17 protein-coding genes are annotated in these 20406 nt (G+C 54.6%); 2 read left to right on the forward strand and 15 right to left on the reverse strand.

Features of this window, described 5'->3' with window-relative positions; translation table 11 throughout:
* Positions 1-145: 145 nt before the first annotated feature.
* From PCH01S_RS14365 to cymR, 4 genes are read right to left on the reverse strand one after another with little or no spacing between them, the layout of a single operon-like run.
* The gene (locus tag PCH01S_RS14365; RefSeq protein ID WP_009676575.1) at positions 146-343 is read right to left on the reverse strand and encodes a hypothetical protein; all 198 of its coding nucleotides are present in this window, start codon (positions 341-343) and stop codon (positions 146-148) included.
* 14 nt (positions 344-357) lie between these two features.
* The gene (locus PCH01S_RS14370; RefSeq protein WP_042230366.1) at positions 358-885 is read right to left on the reverse strand and encodes a PRC-barrel domain-containing protein; all 528 of its coding nucleotides are present in this window, start codon (positions 883-885) and stop codon (positions 358-360) included.
* A 57-nt stretch (positions 886-942) separates the two neighbouring features.
* Positions 943-2085 (reverse strand): cysteine desulfurase family protein, encoded by a 1143-nt coding sequence (locus PCH01S_RS14375; protein WP_042230367.1) that lies wholly within the window; start codon positions 2083-2085, stop codon positions 943-945.
* Between the two features lie 16 nt (positions 2086-2101).
* Complete coding sequence (gene cymR, locus PCH01S_RS14380) at positions 2102-2521, reverse strand: cysteine metabolism transcriptional regulator CymR (RefSeq protein ID WP_009676580.1); 420 nt, start codon at positions 2519-2521, stop codon at positions 2102-2104.
* 248 nt (positions 2522-2769) lie between these two features.
* Between cymR and mnmA the strand changes: the two genes are divergently transcribed.
* Positions 2770-3852 carry a tRNA 2-thiouridine(34) synthase MnmA gene (gene mnmA, locus PCH01S_RS14385; protein ID WP_042230369.1) on the forward strand — a complete coding sequence of 361 codons (1083 nt, stop codon included), beginning with the start codon at positions 2770-2772 and terminating at the stop codon, positions 3850-3852.
* 283 nt (positions 3853-4135) lie between these two features.
* Here the strand turns inward: mnmA and PCH01S_RS14390 are convergent, their stop codons facing one another.
* From PCH01S_RS14390 to PCH01S_RS14435, 10 genes are all read right to left on the reverse strand, one after another.
* A complete protein-coding gene (locus PCH01S_RS14390; RefSeq protein ID WP_042230371.1) occupies positions 4136-5614 on the reverse strand; it encodes a potassium/proton antiporter in 1479 nt (492 codons plus the stop codon).
* A gap of 60 nt (positions 5615-5674) precedes the next feature.
* The gene (locus PCH01S_RS14395) at positions 5675-6979 is read right to left on the reverse strand and encodes a replication-associated recombination protein A (RefSeq protein ID WP_369994063.1); all 1305 of its coding nucleotides are present in this window, start codon (positions 6977-6979) and stop codon (positions 5675-5677) included.
* Between the two features lie 86 nt (positions 6980-7065).
* Complete coding sequence (locus tag PCH01S_RS14400) at positions 7066-8169, reverse strand: Ger(x)C family spore germination protein (RefSeq protein WP_042230373.1); 1104 nt, start codon at positions 8167-8169, stop codon at positions 7066-7068.
* Entirely contained in the window at positions 8166-9254 is a 1089-nt protein-coding gene (locus PCH01S_RS14405) for a GerAB/ArcD/ProY family transporter (protein WP_042230375.1), read from the reverse strand. Before PCH01S_RS14405 ends, PCH01S_RS14400 begins: the two co-directional genes overlap by 4 nt.
* Positions 9241-10602 (reverse strand): spore germination protein, encoded by a 1362-nt coding sequence (locus tag PCH01S_RS14410; RefSeq protein WP_042230379.1) that lies wholly within the window; start codon positions 10600-10602, stop codon positions 9241-9243. The genes PCH01S_RS14405 and PCH01S_RS14410 overlap by 14 nt, the downstream gene beginning before the upstream one ends.
* Positions 10603-10916: 314 nt before the next feature.
* Positions 10917-12227, reverse strand: coding sequence for an S-layer homology domain-containing protein (locus PCH01S_RS14415; RefSeq protein ID WP_042230381.1), 1311 nt, complete (start codon positions 12225-12227; stop codon positions 10917-10919).
* A gap of 46 nt (positions 12228-12273) precedes the next feature.
* Positions 12274-13029 carry a tRNA threonylcarbamoyladenosine dehydratase gene (locus PCH01S_RS14420; protein WP_042230384.1) on the reverse strand — a complete coding sequence of 252 codons (756 nt, stop codon included), beginning with the start codon at positions 13027-13029 and terminating at the stop codon, positions 12274-12276.
* Between the two features lie 206 nt (positions 13030-13235).
* On the reverse strand, positions 13236-15020 hold the full coding sequence (gene aspS / locus PCH01S_RS14425; protein WP_042230386.1) for an aspartate--tRNA ligase: 1785 nt from the start codon (positions 15018-15020) through the stop codon (positions 13236-13238).
* On the reverse strand, positions 15017-16306 hold the full coding sequence (gene hisS / locus PCH01S_RS14430; RefSeq protein ID WP_042230389.1) for a histidine--tRNA ligase: 1290 nt from the start codon (positions 16304-16306) through the stop codon (positions 15017-15019). Before hisS ends, aspS begins: the two co-directional genes overlap by 4 nt.
* Before the next feature lie 491 nt (positions 16307-16797).
* Complete coding sequence (locus PCH01S_RS14435) at positions 16798-17103, reverse strand: winged helix-turn-helix transcriptional regulator (RefSeq protein ID WP_009674280.1); 306 nt, start codon at positions 17101-17103, stop codon at positions 16798-16800.
* 249 nt (positions 17104-17352) lie between these two features.
* On the opposite strand from PCH01S_RS14435, the gene PCH01S_RS14440 reads away from it, so the two are divergent.
* Positions 17353-18138: a phosphodiester glycosidase family protein gene (locus PCH01S_RS14440; protein WP_042230391.1), complete on the forward strand. Its 786-nt coding sequence runs from the start codon at positions 17353-17355 to the stop codon at positions 18136-18138.
* Between the two features lie 171 nt (positions 18139-18309).
* Here the strand turns inward: PCH01S_RS14440 and PCH01S_RS14445 are convergent, their stop codons facing one another.
* A complete protein-coding gene (locus PCH01S_RS14445) occupies positions 18310-20292 on the reverse strand; it encodes an FAD-dependent oxidoreductase (protein ID WP_042230393.1) in 1983 nt (660 codons plus the stop codon).
* Between the last annotated feature and the right edge of the window lie 114 nt (positions 20293-20406).

The following is a 20406-nucleotide window of genomic DNA, read 5'->3' on the forward strand; positions in this document are numbered from 1 at the left end:
TTGGCAATTAATCCAAGCTCCTTCGGCAACGGCCGGTTCTCTTCTATCGGCCCAAACCAAAAAGCACCGCTCCTGCCGGACCGAAGCGGTTAAGCTTGTCCCTGCAGAGGCAGTGCCTCATTTCGGCTAATCAAGTTGTAAACCCTTATTGGGCATGAATTTGCGGCATTTCTTCTTCGAAAAACAGATCGTCGAGCGAACTCAGCGTACCGTCTTCCTCTACTTGATAAACGGACATTTTCTCCCCGTTTACAGCGAGTTCAATGAAGCAGCCCCAGCAATAGAATTGATGGGATCCGATTTTACCGATATCCTTGGAACTGCAATTTGGACAGCGCATCATGTGCAATTTTCACCCTATTCTTCTTTAGATACGAAGATTTCCTCCGCCTCAAGCCGGGAGTTAAGCGGAACAATCACCGCATCCTCACCAATGGTTAGCGAGATCGGCATTGGGAGCCACTTGCGACCTTCCATTAAATCGGATACGAAACCTTCGGACAGTTCAAAACCTATTATCTTTGTACCCAATTGTTCAAGCAAATAAACGTCCTCGATTGTTCCCAATTGCAGACCGTCTGCCGTAATAACGGGGAGTTCTTTGAGCTTGTGCTTGCCGCCGTTCAGCGGGATCAGCCCCAGGCTCTCCGCTTCCGCATAACTTCGTACGGATTTCATGTCGGCAATCGTGACGGCATCTTGTCCGCAGGCCGTAATTTCACCGGCCGGAATGTACCGGCAAGAAGAATACCAATGCCGTGCGTCCAGCATAACGCCGAGTATCGTCCATTCATTATCGAGTAGAACGTCTCTCACCGTTCCTGCACGTTTGCCTGTGGACACGCAGAAGACCGGCAATCCGATAATGTCGCGGGCTTTACGCAAGGGGAATCTTAAACCTCCTCGTGACAGCTTGCCGCCGCCAAAGGGCGCGCCCTTCTCTTATCTACGAATCCGCTTCACGATGGTTGCGGTTTTTCGGGCCGCCGTCTCAATTTGGTCTATAGAATTCCCAAAACCGAAACTAAAACGGACAGCCGACTTGCATACAGATTCTGGAAGGTCCATGGCCCGCAGGACATGGGAAAGTTCAAGAGAGCCCGACGAACAGGCGGACCCGCTGGCAGCCGCGATACCTTCCAGATCGAGATTCATGAGCAGGGTTTCCGTATGGCTCCCCGGAAAGCTCACGTTAAAAATATGGGGAGCGGACACATCCGGATTGCCGTTGACCACAAAACCGTCAGGCCCTAGTTCCTCCAGGAAAATCCGCTCCATATGTTGGCGATACTCGGAAGTTTGAATGTTGTATTCTTTGTAATTATTGTTATATATTTCCAGTGATTTTGTGAAGCCGACTACCCCGGCTACGTTTTCCGTACCGGCTCTTTTTTTACGTTCCTGGGACCCTCCCAATACTTGCGGGGCCAACTGAAGCTTACGTGAAGCGAAAAGAGCGCCGATCCCCTTGGGCCCGTTGATTTTATGAGCGGAGAAGCTCATGAGGTCTACGGGAAGCACGGACAGGTCGATCGGAAGTTTCCCCAGCGCCTGAACCGCATCCACGTGAAAAGCGATGCCGCGGCTTCTGGCCAACCGTCCGATTTCTTCAATCGGCTGGATGGTGCCGACCTCGTTGTTCACGTACATGACGCTGATCAGAACGGTCTCCGGCCGGATGGCTTCTTCCAGGTCTTCCATTCGGATAAGACCGGTCATATCTACTGGCAGAAATGTAACGTCGCAGCCCATCCGGGCCAAACGTTCTGCCGGGTGCAGCACCGCATGGTGCTCGATCTGGGTTGTAATCACGTGAGCGCGTTTGCCCCCGAAGGTCTCGACAACCCCGTACAAAGCTGTATTATTGCTCTCGGTTCCCCCGCTCGTAAACAGCAGATCGGCCGGTGAACAGCCGATTGCCGCCGAGAAAGCGCTCCTCGAACGGTCGAGCGCCGTCTTGGCGGCCCGGCCGTAGCTGTGGATGCTAGAAGGGTTGCCGAAGTAGTCCGTATAGTAAGGCATCATGGCTTCCAGCACCTCCGGATGGAGGGGGGTGGTAGCGGCATGATCAAGATATATTCCCATAATGGTCACCCTGCAATCAAATATAGAACATATAGCTGTCGCGTTTGCCTTCTTCTTGATAAGAAATCAAAGAAGCCAGAGTTGTGGAATCCAGAACCTCCGCGATGCTGTCCCGGATACGAATCCACAAATCCCGCTTGGCCGGATCGTCTTCTTCCGTAAAATCGACCGGTGAAATCGGCCCTTCCAGGACTCGGATCACTTCACCCGCGGTAATTTCTTCCGCGTTTTTCGAAAGGATATATCCGCCGTAGGCGCCGCGGATACTTTTAACAAGACCTGCGTTTCTAAGAGGAGCTACGAGCTGCTCCAGGTAATGTTCGGATAGCTGATGTTTCTCTGCGATACTTTTCAGCGAGGTCGGCCCTTCCCCGAATCTTGCGGCCAGTTCCATCATTATAGTGAGACCGTAACGGCCTTTTGTTGAAATTTTCAAATTAACACCTCTTCTACCCCTGCTTATGTGTAAGATTACTAGCTCTAGGGTATCCTATTTCTCTATAATTCATTCCATTTAGGCATGTTCTTTACTATGTTATCACAATTCCGATTATTTTGGTTACAAAACCATGACATCTTGATGAAATATTTTCACTTTGCGAAAAGCGCGTTATAATGGGTAGAACCCTGAGGTTCATACAGGTGTCACCAGCCATTTTTGGCAAGAAAGGATTAGAACCGGCCATGAGCAAACAGAGAGTCATTCTCGGTATGTCGGGCGGGGTAGACTCTTCCGTAGCGGCTCTGCAATTGAAAGAGCAGGGCTATGACGTCATCGGCGTCTTTATGAAAAACTGGGACGATACCGACGAGTTCGGCCATTGTACCGCCGAAGAAGACGCGGAAGACGTACGGAGAGTCTGCGACCAGATCGACATTCCGTTTTATACGGTTAATTTTGAAAAAGAGTACTCCGAGAAGGTGTTCCAATACTTCCTGGATGAATACAAGAGCGGGCGCACTCCGAACCCCGATGTTATGTGCAACCGTGAGATCAAATTCGGCGAGTTCCTGCAGAAAGGTCTGGATCTGGGCGCCGATTTTATCGCGACTGGCCACTATGCCCGCTTGGAGGAACGCGACGGGGAACTCGTTCTGCTTCGCGGAAACGATTCGAACAAGGACCAGACCTACTTCCTGCACGCGTTGAACCAGTACCAGCTTTCGAAAGCCATGTTCCCTATCGGGCACATGCCGAAGCCTCAGGTCCGCGAAATCGCGGCGGCTGCCGGTCTTGCGACCGCCAAGAAGAAGGACAGCACCGGCGTCTGCTTTATCGGGGAACGGAACTTCAAAGAATTCCTGAGCCAGTACCTGCCCGCCCAGCCGGGGGACATCCAGACGCTGGACGGCGAAGTGAAAGGCCGCCACGACGGCCTGATGTACTACACGCTCGGTCAGCGTCAAGGACTCGGAATCGGCGGCTCGGGTACCGGCGAGCCTTGGTTCGTTGCGGACAAGGACCTTGAACGCAACATTTTGTACGTCGTTCAGGGGGACAAGCACCCGCGCCTATACAGCAAAGGCCTGTCCGCCACGGACGTGAACTGGATCAGCACGCGGAGACCTCAGGGTGAGTTCACCTGTACGGCTAAATTCCGTTACCGTCAGCCTGATCAGGGCGTTACGGTAACACTGGGCGCGGACGGAGCGGCCGAAGTGGTGTTCCACGAGCCGCAGAAAGCGATCACGCCCGGCCAGTCCGTCGTTTTCTACGACGGCGAAATTTGCCTGGGCGGCGGAATCATCGATAAGGTGCACCGCTAAGAAGGGTCACCTTTCGGAAGCGAAGCAATTCCGCCGCATCCGCATCCGCAGTCGCCCCTGGCTTCAACCCGGACCGGCTGCCTGCACGGCAATGGCTACAGCAATGGCTACAGCAATGGCTACAGCAATGGCTACAGCAATGGCTACAAAAAGAACGCGACTCCCTCCAAAGGGAGTCGCGTTCTTTTTTTGCAAGTACATGTATAGTACTTACAACTAAAGCAACTTTGATTACCTGGGAAATAATTCACCCCGTTAGCCATTCCGGCTCCAAAGGCTGTGTTCACAGCCCATTTTCGGGCGTAAGATCGGCGGCTTTGATCGCGGGGGATTCCTCATAGAAGATTTTTTTGACCTTCTCCCTCATCGGCTTCGACACGAGCGTATACAGAAGGTCCCCTTCGATAAGCTCCGTATTCCCGTGAGGCGTTATAATTTTTCCTTTTCGGACGATGGCCGTGATGAGAACTTCTTCCGGAAGCTCCAGGTCGCTGATCAGCCTGTTGTTGACCGGGCCGCCTTTTGTCACTTTAATTTCGATAATTTCCGCATTCGCTTTCCCGAGAGCCAGAAGCTCAAGGGTGTGGGTATCGTTCTTCGCCGACCCTTCGGTAAGGCCCAGTTTTTTGGACAAGACGGAAATGGTTGAACCCTGGATCAGCGTCGATAAAAGCACGATAAAGAAAACGATGTTAAAAAACATGCGTCCGTGCTCCAGTCCAGCAAGCAGCGGATAGGTGGCGAGTACGATCGGAACGGCCCCTCTGAGACCGGCCCACGAGATCAGCAGCTTTTCCCGGTATTGAAATCCGGTGCCGAGCATACTTCCGAATACCCCCACAGGTCTCGCAACGAACATCAGAATAAGGGCAAGAGCTACGCCCTGCCAGGCAATACTGATAAGATCGTCCGGGAACGCCAGCAGTCCGAGCAGCATAAACATCAGGATTTGCATCATCCAGGCAAACCCTTCATGAAACCTCGTGATCGAGAACCGGTAGGCAAAATCCGCGTTGCCGAGCCGCAGGGCCATCACATAGACGGCCAGCAGTCCGCTTCCGTGAAGCAGCGCCGTAGAGCCGTATGTAAATATGGCAAAAGCCAGCGCCAGAACGGGATACAACCCGGAAGAATCCAAATCGATTTTGTTGAGGCTCCAGACGGCCAGACGGCCGATGACCAGTCCCAGCACAAGCCCCAAACCCATCTCCCATAAAAAACTGCCGATCAGAAGAAGGATGCTCGTGTCCGGCATTTGAATAAGTTCGATGAGGGAAACCGTCAGAAATACCGCCATGGGATCGTTCGTGCCGGATTCCGCCTCCAGCGTCGAGGTCAGCCTTCTCTTTACGTTCTGGTTGCCGAGAACGGCAAATACCGCCGCGGCGTCCGTAGATCCGACAATGGCACCGAGAAGCAGCCCTTCCTTGAGCGTCACCTGCAAAATCCAGTAGGCGCTTAACCCGACGATAGCCGTTGTCAACAGAACGCCTAACGTGGCAAGCATCAGGGAAGGGCGAATCACTTCCTTCACATGCGTCCACTTCGTGTGCATGCCTCCGTCGAACAGAATGACGATAAGCGCCATCAAACCGAACCACTGCGTAAGCTGGGCGTTGTCGAAATAAATAAAACGATTAAGCCCCATGCCAACCAGCATAAAAAAGACGAGAGCCGGAAGTCCGAAACGGGACGAAAATTTGGACATAAGCACGCCGGCGAACAGCAGGACGGCAATGAGAAAAATATATTTCTCCGTCATAATCGGTCTCCTTCAGCTACCTGCAGTTCCTGCCGGAAACCGCAGGCTCTTATAGAAGGGTCATCGGTTCCGGCGCTGCTGATTTATTTTCATCTTCTCTTCCATACCCTGTTCCGTGGCATTAAAAAACACCTCGCCCTCCAATTGTTCCGGCAAATACGCTTGTTTCACGTAATGACCCGGATAATTGTGGGGATACATGTAGCCTTTATGCCCTAATTGTTCCGCTCCCTTGTAGTGGGTATCCCTGAGATGCAGGGGAACCTCCGCCTTTCCGATGCTGTCCATGGCGGACATCGCACGTCCGATGGCAAGCGGGATGGAGTTGGATTTCGGACTCTCCACGGCGAACAGAATCGCCTGGCAGACGATATATTTCGCCTCCGGCCAGCCGATCTTGTGGTAGGCCTCCATCGCCGAAACCGCCTGAACCATAGCCTGCGGATTCGCCAGGCCGATGTCTTCGCTGCATGCGACGGTCAGACGCCGGATAAACGTCATCGGGTCCATGCCGAGCTTTTCCACGGCGTACAGGAACCAGAAAAGAGCGGCGTCGGACGACCCCCGCACGCTCTTATGGAACGCGGAGAGGACGTCATACTGCGTCGACTCGTCCGCTTTAACGGTCGGGCGGCGGATGGACTCCTCCGCGATGTCCAGCGTGATGCGGACGACGCCGTCCGCATCGGCCGAGGTCGTAAGCGCGGCGATTTCCAGCGCATTGAGCGCACGGCGGATATCTCCGCCCGCCATGAACGCGATATGCGCAAGCGCCTCTTCTTCGGCTTCGATATTCAGAAAGCCGAGTCCCCGCTCTTCATCGGAGAGGGCGCGTTCCATCGCGATGCGGGCATGCTTCTCGGTCAAGCCATGAAGCTGGAACAGCGTGGAGCGGGAGAGCAGAGCCCCGTTCACGTAGTGAAACGGGTTCTCGGTCGTCGCTCCGATGAACACGATCGTGCCCTGTTCCACGGCGGGCAGCAGGGCGTCCTGACGGGCCGAGTTGAAACGGTGGACCTCGTCGAGGAACAGAATCGTCCGCCTACCGTACAGCGCCTTGGCCGACTTGGCCTGCTCGATCACTTCGCGGACATCCTTGACCGAAGCGTCCACGGCGTTCAATCTGACAAAATCGCCGGACGTCTTCTCCGATATGATGTGCGCGAGCGTGGTTTTGCCGCAGCCGGGAGGCCCGTACAGCACGATCGACGTGATCTGGTCGGCCTCGATCGCCCGGCGCAGCAGCTTGCCGGGACCTACGATATGTTCCTGGCCGATATATTCATCAAGAGTGCGGGGCCGCATCCGGTCCGCAAGAAGCTTTCCGCGGGAATCGTTCTCGGCAGCGGCACTGAATAAGTCCATTTCCATCTGCAATTCCGCCTTTCAACAGCATATAGAGTATCTTCCTATTATACTGTCGGCGCCTCTTATTTGTCGAAGTCCCCGGCCTAATGCGCCGTTCCCGCGGAGTGGATGCGGACATGAGTGCTCACTTTGAATGTCAGTCTTGGGTATATTTTTTGCCAGTCCTCCCATTCCGATACGTTATCCCAACGGCGAGACATATAATGCAGACCGAAGCCGATCGGGTCCGTCTCATGTTTTTGGAGCCTCTTCAGGAATCGTTCCACCTGTCCGTTTATTTCCTTTTCCGTTGCATCTTCGATAGTATCCAGAACAGGCCGGGTCATGTTCTCATGGCTCTCGTTTTCTTCCAAAGTCGCCTTTATGTGAATTTCGTACGCGAGTACCGGCTCTTCTCCCGGCCGTGCGTTTATTTTATAAGAAGCCCGGGAGCTTTCCAGATTCAGTTCGTACAAGTTTTCTTCCATTTTACCGCTCAGGTTCGTTTTTAAGTTTTTGGTCGTCAGCAGGTTATACAATTTCGTTTCATTGGGACTCAGCTCAATTCCGATCCGGTGTTTTTTCATGAGCGCCAGCTGATCGATTCTAAAATGATCTCCTTCGGCTTTGACGATCGGAAGAATAGGATCCAGTCCTCTTTCCTCGAGCCGCCGCTGGTAATCGAATAAATACTCCGTTACGATGTAGGGCGACTCCGTTCCGCTTTTGGAAAGGCCGAGTATAAGGGCGTTGGAGGGAATACGCTCGGACTCGGGCTTGACTTTCTGGACGTCCAAGGCCGTCGGCTTGGCAATGGCCAGCAGCGTAATGAGCTGAATATCCCTGCGCCGCACCCCCCAGTTGATAATCTGATAAATATCGTCGTGAGCCATATTTTCCCCGATCAGAAACACCTTCATATGACCGAAATCCAGCTCTTTGTCCACCTTGGATTTGGCTTTCCTTACCGCGTCCGCAACCGTCTTCGTTTCCTCGACGATAATGTCGAATTGCTCGGTCCCTTCTTTGGGATTTCCTTGGGGAATGGCCAGTTTCAGGCTGACCCGAAGGTTGTTTTTCTGATCATCCAACTTGTCTATCCCCATCGAGATCACAAAAATGCGTTTGTCGATGTCTTTGAAGTTGCAGCCGCCGAGGAGCAGCGGGAACAGCAGAGCCGAAATAAACAGCAGCAGCTTGTACCTCACTTCTTTTTCTCCTTCCGATACATATAGAAAATCAGCAGCACGAAACTAAATTCAGCCACAAGCCTGATTTCAAGAAAGATCTCTCCGGATCTTATCAACCCTTCCTGATTGAATTTGAGCATCCACATACAGGCTGAAGCGAAAACGACAACGATTCCCAACGGAAGAAATTTAGCTCCGCGCGCAGCGGCGGGAAACCGGATCAACCCACGGGCCAGACTCTGTGCCACATGCCAATGTACGATCGTGCTGATCAGAAAAAGGGAAATGTACACCAGGTAAAAAACGAAAACGAGCCGTTCGACGAGGAACATATCGACCCGGATGGAATCCGCCAAAGAAAACCATGGATAAACGTACGTGGACACGCCCATGGAACCGTGCATGCCGATCGGCACGATCATCGTAAGCAGCAGAAGCAGCAGACCCGACAGCGAAATAAGCAGATAACCTCTCATATGAAACTTTTCGAATACCCGGTTAAATACAACCAGATTGATATAACCGGTAAAAAGAAAAGTCGCCGCCGCCACCGCCTGAAACGAAGGCCACTCCAGACTGAATGTGAAGGTTTGCAGCACCGCGTCCCAGTCGAACTTGGATGACGTTATGGCCCGGATGATGAAGAACGCGACAATAGGACAATTCAGCACGAGCAAAATCTCGAGTCCGAACAAAATGGAAGCGGGATTGATCGTACAGGCCCAGCCCACCACGATCAAATAGCCGATCATAACCAGAAAGGCGGGAACGTCCGGACTTATGTAACGGAGCGTAATATCCACAAAGGACAAAAGCGTAATGGCCCCGGCAAAAAACCAGAGCCCGATCATAAGCAGTTGGACGAACACATTCAGCCACTTCGGCAGATGCTGCTTCATCATTTCCGGAAATCCCTGCCGGGTGAAAGGAACCAGCATACTCGTGAACCATCGGATCAGCATGTAGCTGATGACGACCGCGAGGAGAATCGAGGTCCACGCGCCGTCGAACCGGTGCTGCAGTAAAATTCTCGGCACATAAATGATAATGCTGATTAAAGCGTTGATGGCGATCAAGTAGTACACATATCTATTGGTGACCATCCGTACCTCCGCCGCGCTGCTCGTGTATATGAAACAGCCGCATATAAGGGCGCCCGAAGCTGCGAAGATTGCATAAGTACAAAATACTGCCGATGACCCCGACGACTACCCCGAGCAGTCCGAAAACAGCGGCCAGCAAGACGAACCAGTACTTCGCGAAACGGACCGAAAAGCTCATCATGTTGATCGGAATAACAAAGTTGGAAATGGCAACCGCCGCCACGAGAATAATCATGATGCTTCCGACCAGTCCCGCTTCCGTGGAAGCCGTCCCCAGAATCAGACCGCCTACCGTCGTCGCCGTAGGTCCGATCGCTTTCGGCAGCCGCAAGCTCGCTTCGATCAGAAATTCCATCATAACGAGCATAATCAGAACCTCGACAAATGAGGGATACGGCACGCTCGCCCGGCTCCCTGCGATGAGCAGCGTCAAGTTCATTTTCAAAATTTCGGGGTTATAGGATGTAAAGGCCACGTAAAGCGCAGGCAAGGTCAAGGTCATAAACAGGCCGACATAACGGAGAACGAGCAGAAAATAACCGACGAAAGGGAGCTGCACTTTATCGTCCATAGCGGTAAAAAAATCAAAAAAAGTGGACGGCAGAATAAGCGCAAAGGGACTCGTATCGATCAGAATGATAATCTTGCCCTCGCTCAAATTATCGATCGCCCGGTCGGGCCGTTCCGTCGTCATCATCGTGGGCACCAGCCGGAAGCCATGCGGACTCAGCGCTTTCTCCAACTCGCCGGAAGATTGAATCTTGTCTATCTTCATCTGCGAAAATTTATCTTTAACGTCTGTAAGGATTCCCATGTCGACTTTCCGGTCGTCGTAAACGAGGGCGATGGCGGTTTGGGACAAATAGCCGACCGTTGAATTTTCGATTTTCAAATTGGAAGATTTGTAACGCCGGCGGACCATGTTCAAATTCGTAAAAATGGATTCCGTAAAGGCGTCCTGAGGCCCTTGCACGATCGCTTCCACCGTGGCGGCCCCCACACTGCTCTTTACGTCCTGCAAGGCTTCCAGCAGGTATATTTTACCGTCGACGAACAGAGCCACTGACCCCGATAAAATCAAATCAAGCGCTCTGACCACATTCGTAAACTTCGTGCCGCTGGGCAGCGATGAAATATACTGCACATAAAGGTCCATCGACCGGATTTCAAAAAACGGGGCGATAAAAAATCTCCGTATCATTTTCGAATCGCACAAGCTTTTCATGTATATTAGCCGCATCGTCCTGCCATCCGAAGTAAGCTCGCAATTTTCCAGATCGACGGAAAGCGCCAGCTTCTCAGCCAGCCATTGTTCAATCTGCTCCGTTGTCGCATTCGTGCCGGTCATCCGTTATTCCCCTCCCTTCCCTCTTTTGCGTAACGGTTCTTTGGTTTACGTTGCCCAGCTTGCTTCCATGTCATTCCAACACTTCGGTGTACAACCTGCCGAACAAACATAAACGAACCCTCGGGGCAGACCATATTTGCCGCCGTTTGTCTTTTTACGGGCTAAAAAAACGGAGTTTCCCCTACGTCCACCTTGCGGCGGAACGCAAAAAAGCCCTCACCCCGCCGGAAAGCGGAATGAAGGCTAATCGCTTCAAAACATTCGAACGTGTTTAACAGGTTTATTGGGGAGAAGAGAGGGTGACGGAAAATCTTTCAGTCTTCTTCCATGGCCAGAATTCCCTTGGCCTTGCTGACGGATAACCGCAGCTTCTCCCCTTTGTCCGTCACGGTAAACAGGAAGCGGTCGCTCTCCTCCCGTTCGAACAGACCGGAGCCCGCTTTGTAATACCGGGCCACAATCCCCTCCGCCTCTTCGCGGGTGAACGGCTCCGTAAGCTTCTCTTCCTCGCGGCCGCCGATGACCCAGTTTCCGTTTCGTTTGAGCAGCGTATACGTCAGAAAGGCCGAATCCGTGTAGGCCCCTTCGGGCCTCTTGCCACGGACTTGGGCCCTATCGTCCGTCAAGCTGACGATTTTAAACGAAGGTACCGGCATCGATACAGCCGGAAAAATGGCCACGGCTTCGTATATCCCGCCCAGATGACGCTCATAGAAAGTTCTCCAGCTTCCCGGGTCCGCGTAATAACGGCTCAGGACGGGCTGGATCGCTTCAAATGGCGGCTTCGTACGGGAAGCCAGTTCATGGTCGAAGAGGCTCAGAAACAGCTCCGCCGTCTTCTGCTCGTTAAACCTTATCAGGCTTGCCGCCTTGTCCGCCGTCAACGGCTGCGCCGCTTTAGCCGCGCGCTCCGCAGCCGTCGTCTCCAGCAGGGCCAGCGCCCGCGAAACAAGCGCAGCCGCATCTCCGCGGGTCATGACGCGCTTCGGTTCGTAGCTCGCGCCCGAATCGCTGCGCAGCCCCAGCGCCATGATGCTTCGCACGGACGCCTGTGCCCACGCATCCGCATCGCCCGCGCTCTGGCCGGGTGCGGCCGACGGGGCTTCGACGCCCCGGGCCTCCAGCCAGCGCCACACCATCGAGGCGGCGGCCTGGCGGGTTACCGGCTGCGCGGGCATGAACTTGACGGCCGTTACGCCGTCAACGAGCCCTGCCGCATAGGCAGCCGAAATATACGGCGTCGACCACGCGGACACGAGGTCGACGAAGGGGGTCGGCCCTTCGGACGTTCCGAGTCCGAAGGCGGATGCGAGCAGCTTGGCAAACTGCTCGCGGGTCAGTGCTCCGGCCGGATCGAACCGGCCGGATGCCGTTCCTTCGATGAGGCCCCGCGCAGCCAGATCCGCAATCGCGTCCGCGTTGCGGTTATCCGGGGCCACATCGACGAAGAGGGGGCCTGCGGCCGGGCCGGTTTCCGTCCCCGCTACCTGTCCCTCCCGCGGCGCTTCAGCTCCGCTTCCGCCGGACCGCTCCGCCTCCCGGTGCTCCGCCGCGAAGGCCTGTCCGGCTGCCGAAGTTAGCACGGCAGCCGCGGATAAAGTGAGGAGAACTTTCTTCCAAGCCATACCTTTCCTGCCTCTCTAGGTGCTATTGTGACTTCGCAAAAGGTAGTTAAACGTCAATACCGGCGTTGTGCAGCAGGTCTTGGACGCATACGCTGACCATAATCAGACCCGCAACGGGCGGTACAAAAGCGTTGCTCGCCGGAGGCTGCTGCGCTTTACGGATTTCCGGCGCGTTCTCCGGAACGATGCGCTGAGTGACATCTTCACGCGGTTTCTTCGGCTCTTCCGTCGAGAAAACCACCTTCACGCCTTTTTTGATGCCTTCCTTGCGGAGCTTCGTCCGGACGACCCGGGCAATGGGGTCCATCGTCGTTTTGGAAATGTCCGCAACCTGGAACTTGGTCGGGTCCATTTTATTCGCCGCGCCCATGCTGGAGATCATCGGAATCTTGCGCTCCAGACATTGCTTGATGAGGTGAATCTTATAGGAGATGGTATCCGAAGCGTCCAGAACATAATCCGGCTTGTAGTCAAACAGCTGCTCGTACGTTTCCTCCGTGTAGAACATCCGCAGCGCGATGGCGTCGCATTCGGGATTGATGAGCTTGATCCGCTCCTGCATAAGATCGGCCTTAGGTTGTCCTACCGTCGTCGTAAGGGCATGGATCTGACGGTTCACATTCGTAATATCCACCACATCTTTATCGATCAGTATAATTCGTCCGACTCCGGTCCGGGCCAGCGCTTCGGCCGCTATGGAACCGACTCCGCCGATACCGAGAACGGCTACTGTGCTGCCTTTCATAACCTCAAGGCCTTCGGGTCCGATGGCAAGTTCCGTCCGGGAGAATTGATGAAGCATTCGGAATTTCCTCCTCTGTTAGCTAGCAAAATGATAGGTTTACGCTAAGTTTGACCTGATTCGGTGGCCAATGTCAAGTCGGGCGCTTGGTTTTACCTTTGCGGCCCGAAAAAAAGGGACCCGAAGGTCCCTCCCTGTTTCCTCTATTTTACACCGCTACGGCCTGTAAAATTTACATGACCGGGAGCGCGTGACGGCTGCCGTACTTAAGCTTTGGCTGCCGGTTGTTTCAACGCGATGCGGATAGAAAGCTGTTCAAGCTGCTTCTCGTCGACTTCGCTCGGCGCATCGGTGAGCGGATCGGACGCGCTTGCCGTTTTCGGGAAGGCGATCGTTTCACGCAGGTTCGTGCGTCCCGCAAGCAGCATCACCAGACGGTCGAAGCCGTATGCCATTCCGCCGTGCGGAGGCGTGCCGTATTCGAAGGCTTCGAGCAGGAAGCCGAATTTTTCTTTCGCTTTTTCAGGCGAGAATCCGAGCGCTGCGAACATTTTTTCCTGCACCTCGCGCTGGTAAATCCGCATGGAACCGCCGCCTACTTCGTAGCCGTTGAGCACGATATCGTAGGCCTGGGCGCGCATCTGGCCCGGGTCCGTTTCGAAGAGGTGCAGATCTTCGTCCTTCGGACGGGTGAACGGGTGGTGCATGGCGACATAGCGCTTCTCGTCTTCGTCGTACTCGAACATCGGGAAGTCGACGACCCACAGGAATTTGTAGGCTTTGTCGTCGATCAGACCCAGATCGCGGCCGACTTTCAGACGAAGGTTGCCGAGTACGTCGTACACGACTTTCGGTTTGTCGGCGGAGAAGACGAGCAGATCCCCCTCTTCCACGTTCAGACGCTCGGTCAGCGCAGCGATCTCTTCTTCCTTGAAGAATTTGACGATCGGTCCTTTCCATTCGCCTTCCTTCACGGTGATCCAGGCCAGACCCTTGCCGCCGTAGCGGGATGCGAACGGCTGGAGATCGTCAAGTTCTTTGCGGCTCCACGTCGCGCCGCAGCCCTTGGCGTTCAAGGCTTTGACGATGCCGCCGTTTTTGGCGACCATGTTAAACACTTTTACATCGCTGTCTGCCACGATATCGGTCACCGTGGACAGCTCCAGCCCGAAGCGCAGGTCCGGCTTGTCGGAGCCGTATTTGTCCATCGCTTCCGCGTACGTCAGACGCTGGAACGGTGTCGAAACTTCGGCTCCGACCGTTTCACGGAACAGACGCACGAGCAGCTGCTCCATCATGTCCAGAAGCTGATCCTGGGACAGGAAGGACGTCTCGATGTCCACCTGCGTGAACTCCGGCTGACGGTCGGCCCGCAGATCCTCGTCGCGGAAACAGCGCGCGATCTGGTAGTACCGCTCCAGGCCGCTCACCATGAGCAGCTGTTTGTACAGCTGCGGGGACTGCGGCAGCGCGAAGAACTCGCCCGGATGCACACGGCTCGGCACGAGATAGTCGCGCGCGCCTTCCGGCGTGCTGCCCGTAAGGATCGGCGTCTCGATATCGAGAAAGCCGTTCTCGTCGAGGAACTCGCGGAAAATCCGGGACGCTTTGGCGCGGAGCATGAGCGTCTGCTGCATTTCCGGACGGCGAAGGTCCAGATAGCGGTGCTTCAGGCGCAGCGTTTCGTCGATTTCGATGCCGTCTTCGATGAAGAACGGGGGATTTTTAGCCGCGTTCATAATTTCGATTTCCGTGATCCGGACTTCGATCTCACCGGTTTGCAGGTTGATGTTTACCGTTTCGGCGTCCCGTTCGACAACGGTCCCTTTTACAGCCAGTACATACTCGTTACGGGCGCGGTCGCCGACCGCCAGCGCTTCTCCCGAGAAATCCGGGTTGAAGACGATCTGCACAAGACCGCTGCGGTCGCGCAGGTCGATGAACAAGACGCCTCCCAGGTCGCGACGGCGCTGTACCCAACCGTTCAGAATAACCGTTTCTCCGATGTTCGCTTTCGTTAATTGCCCGCAATGATGTGTTTTGAGCATCATAATGACTGAACCCCTCCATTTTCGTTTCCGGATCTTGTCCGTTTCAAAATCGTTTCCGCAAAATTCTCCAGCTTGATCGTTTCCTGCTCGCCGGTAGCCATCGTTTTGACCGTAATTTCACCGCGCTCCAGCTCGTCGTCTCCCAGAATGGCGACAAAACGCGCCGCAGAGCGGTCAGCCGATTTCATCTGCGTTTTCATTTTGCGGCCCTGGTAATCCTTCTCCGCCAAAATGCCGTGCGCACGCAGCTCGTAGAGCCGCTTCACGATCTCGTCCTCGGCCGCCTGACCGAGTCCGATCAGGTACACGTCCAGCCCGGGAGGCTGAGGAAGCTGCACGCCCTGGGATTCCAGGACGAGCAGAATGCGCTCAAGGCCGAGGCCGAAGCCGACGCCCGGCTGATCTTGCCCGCCGACCTCGGAGACGAGGCCGTTATACCGGCCCCCGCCGCCGATCGTATCGATGGAGCCGATGCCCGCCGCTTTATATTCGAAAGCGGTGTGCGTGTAATAATCGAGCCCGCGCACCAGGCGTGGATTGATCGTAAACGGAATCTCCACCGCGGTCAGATGACGTTTCACCGCTTCGAAGTGAGTCCGGCACGCTTCGTCCAGATCGTCCAGCAGTTCGGGTGCCCCGTCGAAATACTTCTGGTCGACTTTGCAGTCCAGAATCCGCATCGGATTGCGGTCGAACCGCGACTGGCAGTCCTTGCAGAGCTTATCCTTGAAAGGCTCCAGAAACGCCTGCAGTCTCGCTTTGTAATTCCCCCGGATCTCGGGTGTCCCGACCGAGTTAATTTCCACGGATACGCCCGTCATCCCCAGTTCGCGGTAAAACGTGTAACCGAACGCGATGACTTCGGCATCCAGCGAAGGATCCTCCGAGCCGAACGCTTCGATCCCGAACTGGTGAAACTGCCGGTAGCGTCCGGCCTGCGGCTGCTCATACCGGAACATGGGTCCGATGTAAAACAGCTTGCTGATATCGGGCTCGCCGTACAGTTTATTTTCCACATACGCGCGTACGACGCCGGCCGTTCCTTCCGGACGGAGCGAAATACTGCGGTTTCCTTTGTCCTGGAACGTGTACATTTCTTTCTCCACGATATCCGTCGTCTCCCCCACACCCCTGGAAAACAGCTCGGTGTGTTCGAAAATCGGCGTACGAATTTCCCGGTAGCGGAACCGGCTGCACAGGTCGCGGGCCTTGCTTTCCAGCGCCTGCCACTTTTCTACGGAACCCGGCATAATGTCCTGGGTGCCCTTCGGCTTTTGCATGCTCATGCGAGCTTCCTCCTTGCTTTTCTTGTCGACTTTCCCCGTTGTCTTGCGTCTGCGATGTTACTTTTTTGCCATTAAAAAATTAAAAAAGTCCCCCATCCCTAAAACCGCAAAACGGTCAAAGGGACGAGAGACGTTAGTAACTAATCATCACCCGTGGTGCCACCCACATTCCGAAAATCGGCGGCCTGCGGCTCGGAAAAGTCCGGCCCGGCTGATTCTCGCTTCATACGGTTAACGCCCGTCTACGCAAATCGGCTAATGAGACACGGTCAGCGCGGCATGTTGCTAGGAACAAACACCGGCAGCCCTCTGTTCACCGATTGTCCTCCGGGAGGTCTTACGCTCGGCCATCATAAGGAAGCTTGCAGCCAGGGCTTCCCTCTCTGAGTACGTGGAGTCGAACGACTTCATCCCTTCAGCGGATCAAAGTTTTTCAGGGTTGTATTAGAGATGATTGTAAACGGCTCTTCCGGCAAAGTCAAGCTTTTCCCTTACCAAGTTTCCGCCCATTTTTGCAGCTCGTCCATTACCGGTTCGAGGCCCTTGCCTTTCTCGGTCAGTTCGTATTCGATCCGTACAGGCGTCTCCGGGTAAACGTGCCGGATCAGAATGCCCGCCGCCTCCAGTTCTTTGAAGCGTTCGGACAGCATTCTGTCGCTCATGCTCGGAATCATATCGGATATATCTTTAAAACGCTTGGGACCGCTCAAAAGGACCCGGATGATCAATCCCGTCCAACGTTTTCCAAGCAGTTCAAACGCATTCTCGAATTTGGGACACAAATGAAAATCTGCCATGCGACATCATCTCCTTAGCTACATCTTACCATAGTGACTTGTCAAAAGTAAGTCTATAAAACTAATATCCCGCCGAAGGCCCGGTTTATGCCTTCACCTTCACCTTCTCAATCGCATACGCCGCCGGGCTGTCATTTCATTAAACCTTTTTCGGACATTTGAAAAATACGGGTTCTACTCTAGCGCCTCCCTCATAGAATAGGATCATAGAGTTCAGAATCATAGAGCCGAACAGACAGGAGGTTGGCTATGCTTCCCCGGTTTTTCAACCGAATAGACAAGCTGCTTGCGATTTACGGCGCCGTTGCGGCCGCCAGTTTTGCCGTCACCCTGCTCTTCGCCCATCAGTCCGGAGAAAAAAGCCCGCCCCCTCCTGCTTACGCTTATGCGCAAATAACGGCGCCCAACGGAGTCGAGCTGCATGTGGCGAAAACCAAACCCGAGCGGATTGCGCTCAAAGCCGTAAAAGGCAACATCATGGAGCTGTCGGAGTTCGGGATCAACGGCGGCTTTTTCTGGCAGGGCAACCTGCTCAGCATCGCCGTTATGAACGACCTGCCGGTCAAGGGGGCGCAGGGCGAATACGGATCGGGCTGGTTCAATACCGGCCATAAGCGGGGAACCCTCGTCTGGGACGGCGCAGCCCGGCAGTTTACGGTCCAGCAGGCGTCCGATGCGGCCGAGCTGAAGGTAGCGGACCGCAACCGCTACTGGGCCCAGGGCGGGATCTCCATGAGCCTGCAAAACGAAGCCGACTGGCGCAAGCTCGCCAAGGAGGAGAACATGCCCGCCCTGAACGAAGCCCGCATGCGGACCGGCATCGTGTACGACAAAAGCAACGCCGTCTGGCTCGTCGTAACGCCGACGCCGTGCACCGGCGAGCAGTTTCGCGCCGCCATCGCGGGATCGCTGGGCAGAAGCGGACTCGTGGACGGCGTATTCCTGGACGGAAACGGCTCCTCCCAGCTCAAAGTGGCGCAGGCTGCTCTGCCGGGCGACAAACGGCAAATCTATCAGATGATTGCCCTGCATTGACGATCCATTTCTGCGGGAAATCCGGCCGTAAAAAGAAAATAGCCTGCAGCATAAAGCTGCAGACTGTCCATGGATATCTATATCGTAAAGGGGGTCGATATTTAGTATAGAACGCGAACATTAATCCCAGATGAAAATCAAGTTACAATTTCGTTACAATCTCGGACGAAATTATGACGCCGCAGGTTTTGCGCCTTTGCTTTCGGCGTATTTATGCAAATCCATGATCAGCATAAAGGTATCGCCGTTTGTCAGGTTCTGCTTGTCCTTGATTGTCGCGAGCGACGATTCCTGCACGATGCCTCGCTTGGAGAGTTCGGCCATGGCGCCTTCCTTCGGAACGGCGATGCCCAGTCCCTGCGTCATCGTATACGCGGCCTGATCGAGCGTCAGCGCGGACTTCTTGCGCGCTTCCTCGTCGATTCCTTTCAGCGAACCGCTCGGATCGCCGCCGTAAGCCGACGGAATGATTTTCTTCATCCGGGTGATATAGTTCACCATGCGCTGAGGGTTTGACACTTTGTCCAGCTCAAACTCGTTCTTGTAGCCGCCGCCTACGAGAGACATGGACACGGCTGCTTTGAGACCTTCATACTGCTTGTGGGTCATAAAAGGCTGCGGCTTCATGCTGAAAGGCTTAAGATCCACGCCTTGTTTGTTCAGCATGTCCTGGAGCTTCGCAATATTCTCCTTCGAAGCGGCAAGCTCGCGGAAGCTCAGCCCCGCATCTTTGGCGAGTTTGGCTGCGGCGCCTGCGGCTTGTCCCTCAGCCATGCCGACCGGGATGACCCGGGCGCTGCCGTGCGGAAGCGTGTCATAGGAAGCCGCGCGCCCGATGACGAGCAGCCCGTCCACCTTCTTCGGTACGATGCTCCGGAAAGGAATCGCGTACTGCTCCGGCTGCGTGACGACCATACCCGTGTCCGTCGGAGCCAGACGCTGGATATCGACCGGATACGAGCCGAATGCGATCCGGTCCCACTGGTCGCGGTTTTCCAGCAGGTCGATAATATTCAGACGGTATTCCCCCTGAATATGGCGCGTCTCCCTGACGTACAGCTCCGGAGCTGTGCCCGCCAGTTCGACACCCGCGAATTCGGGGTAGTTCTTTTTCAAGAAAGCGACCACGTTCGGAATTTCTTTCTTCGCGATTTCAAACGCTTCGGCGCGCGACTTCGCGTCCAGACCGTCGATATTGAAAATCTGCAAAGCGTTGATCAGTACCATATCGCCGTCTTGGCGTCCGATATTCAGACCGCGCATCTTCACGCGTTCCGGGTTAAGCGCCGGGTAGTTGTAAAGCTCTTTGTAGCCCCAGGCGCTGACTTCGTTGGCATCGGACATCGGATCGTCGTCCGTTTTCAAATGCTTGCTGATCTGGGACCAGACGTCAGGCGTCACATTTTTCAGCTTGAATACGAGCGTAACCGCCATTTTGGCGTTTTTGTTTCCGAGATCTTCCAGGCCATACGTAAAAGGAACGCCGGCCGCGGCGGCGATATCGCCGTCCTGCGTCGCGTCGATCACGGCATTCGCGCGGATTTCCTGCTTCGTTCCGTCTTCTTTTGTAAGGGTGATGCCTTCTACACGGGTTTGCTGTCCCTGATTGGACAAGAGCGGCTCGATGGATTTAAGTTTAAGCATAAGATCGATGTTCTTCTCGCCGCGCACCATGTCGTAGAATGCGTTTGCCGCCGTGTTGATGCTGAAAGAATCGCCTTCGATTTTACTGTACCATTCGGAAAAAAGGCCTTTGTTCAGCACGTCGTGCGGATTGAGCACGGACGGATTCGGCACATAGTTCATGTCGATGCTGTTCAGCCAGCCGAGTGTCATCAGGCCGCCGAGAATTTCCCGGTCGTGCCCGTCCACCAGCAAGGTCTTCTGCCCGTTGCGAGCCGCGGACACCGCTGCCGTTACCCCCTCCGGGTCCGTTCCGACGACGATCACATCATACTGCTTCTCCAGATTCGCTACCGATTTCACTTCGGACAGCGTTTGCTGAGCGATCGGCTTCGGTTTGTTGTGATGACGGTACTGCCAGTAAAGTGCGGCTGCGGCTGCGATTACGGTCAGCACGATCAGCAGGCACATCCAGACGATCCAGGATTTTGATGCGGCATGCTTCGAATGGTTGTTCTTACTCTTTGTCATGGGGCACCTTCCTCATTGAATTCCAACTACTTATGTTTCTGCTTGCGTCCCGGCTATGTAGTCCTGTGTGCATGGGTTGTTCCGGAGCTTTTTCCGATTTGCTGCACGAATACG

Source organism: Paenibacillus chitinolyticus NBRC 15660 (assembly GCF_000739915.1).
Classification (GTDB): Bacteria; Bacillota; Bacilli; order Paenibacillales; family NBRC-103111; genus Paenibacillus_F; species Paenibacillus_F chitinolyticus.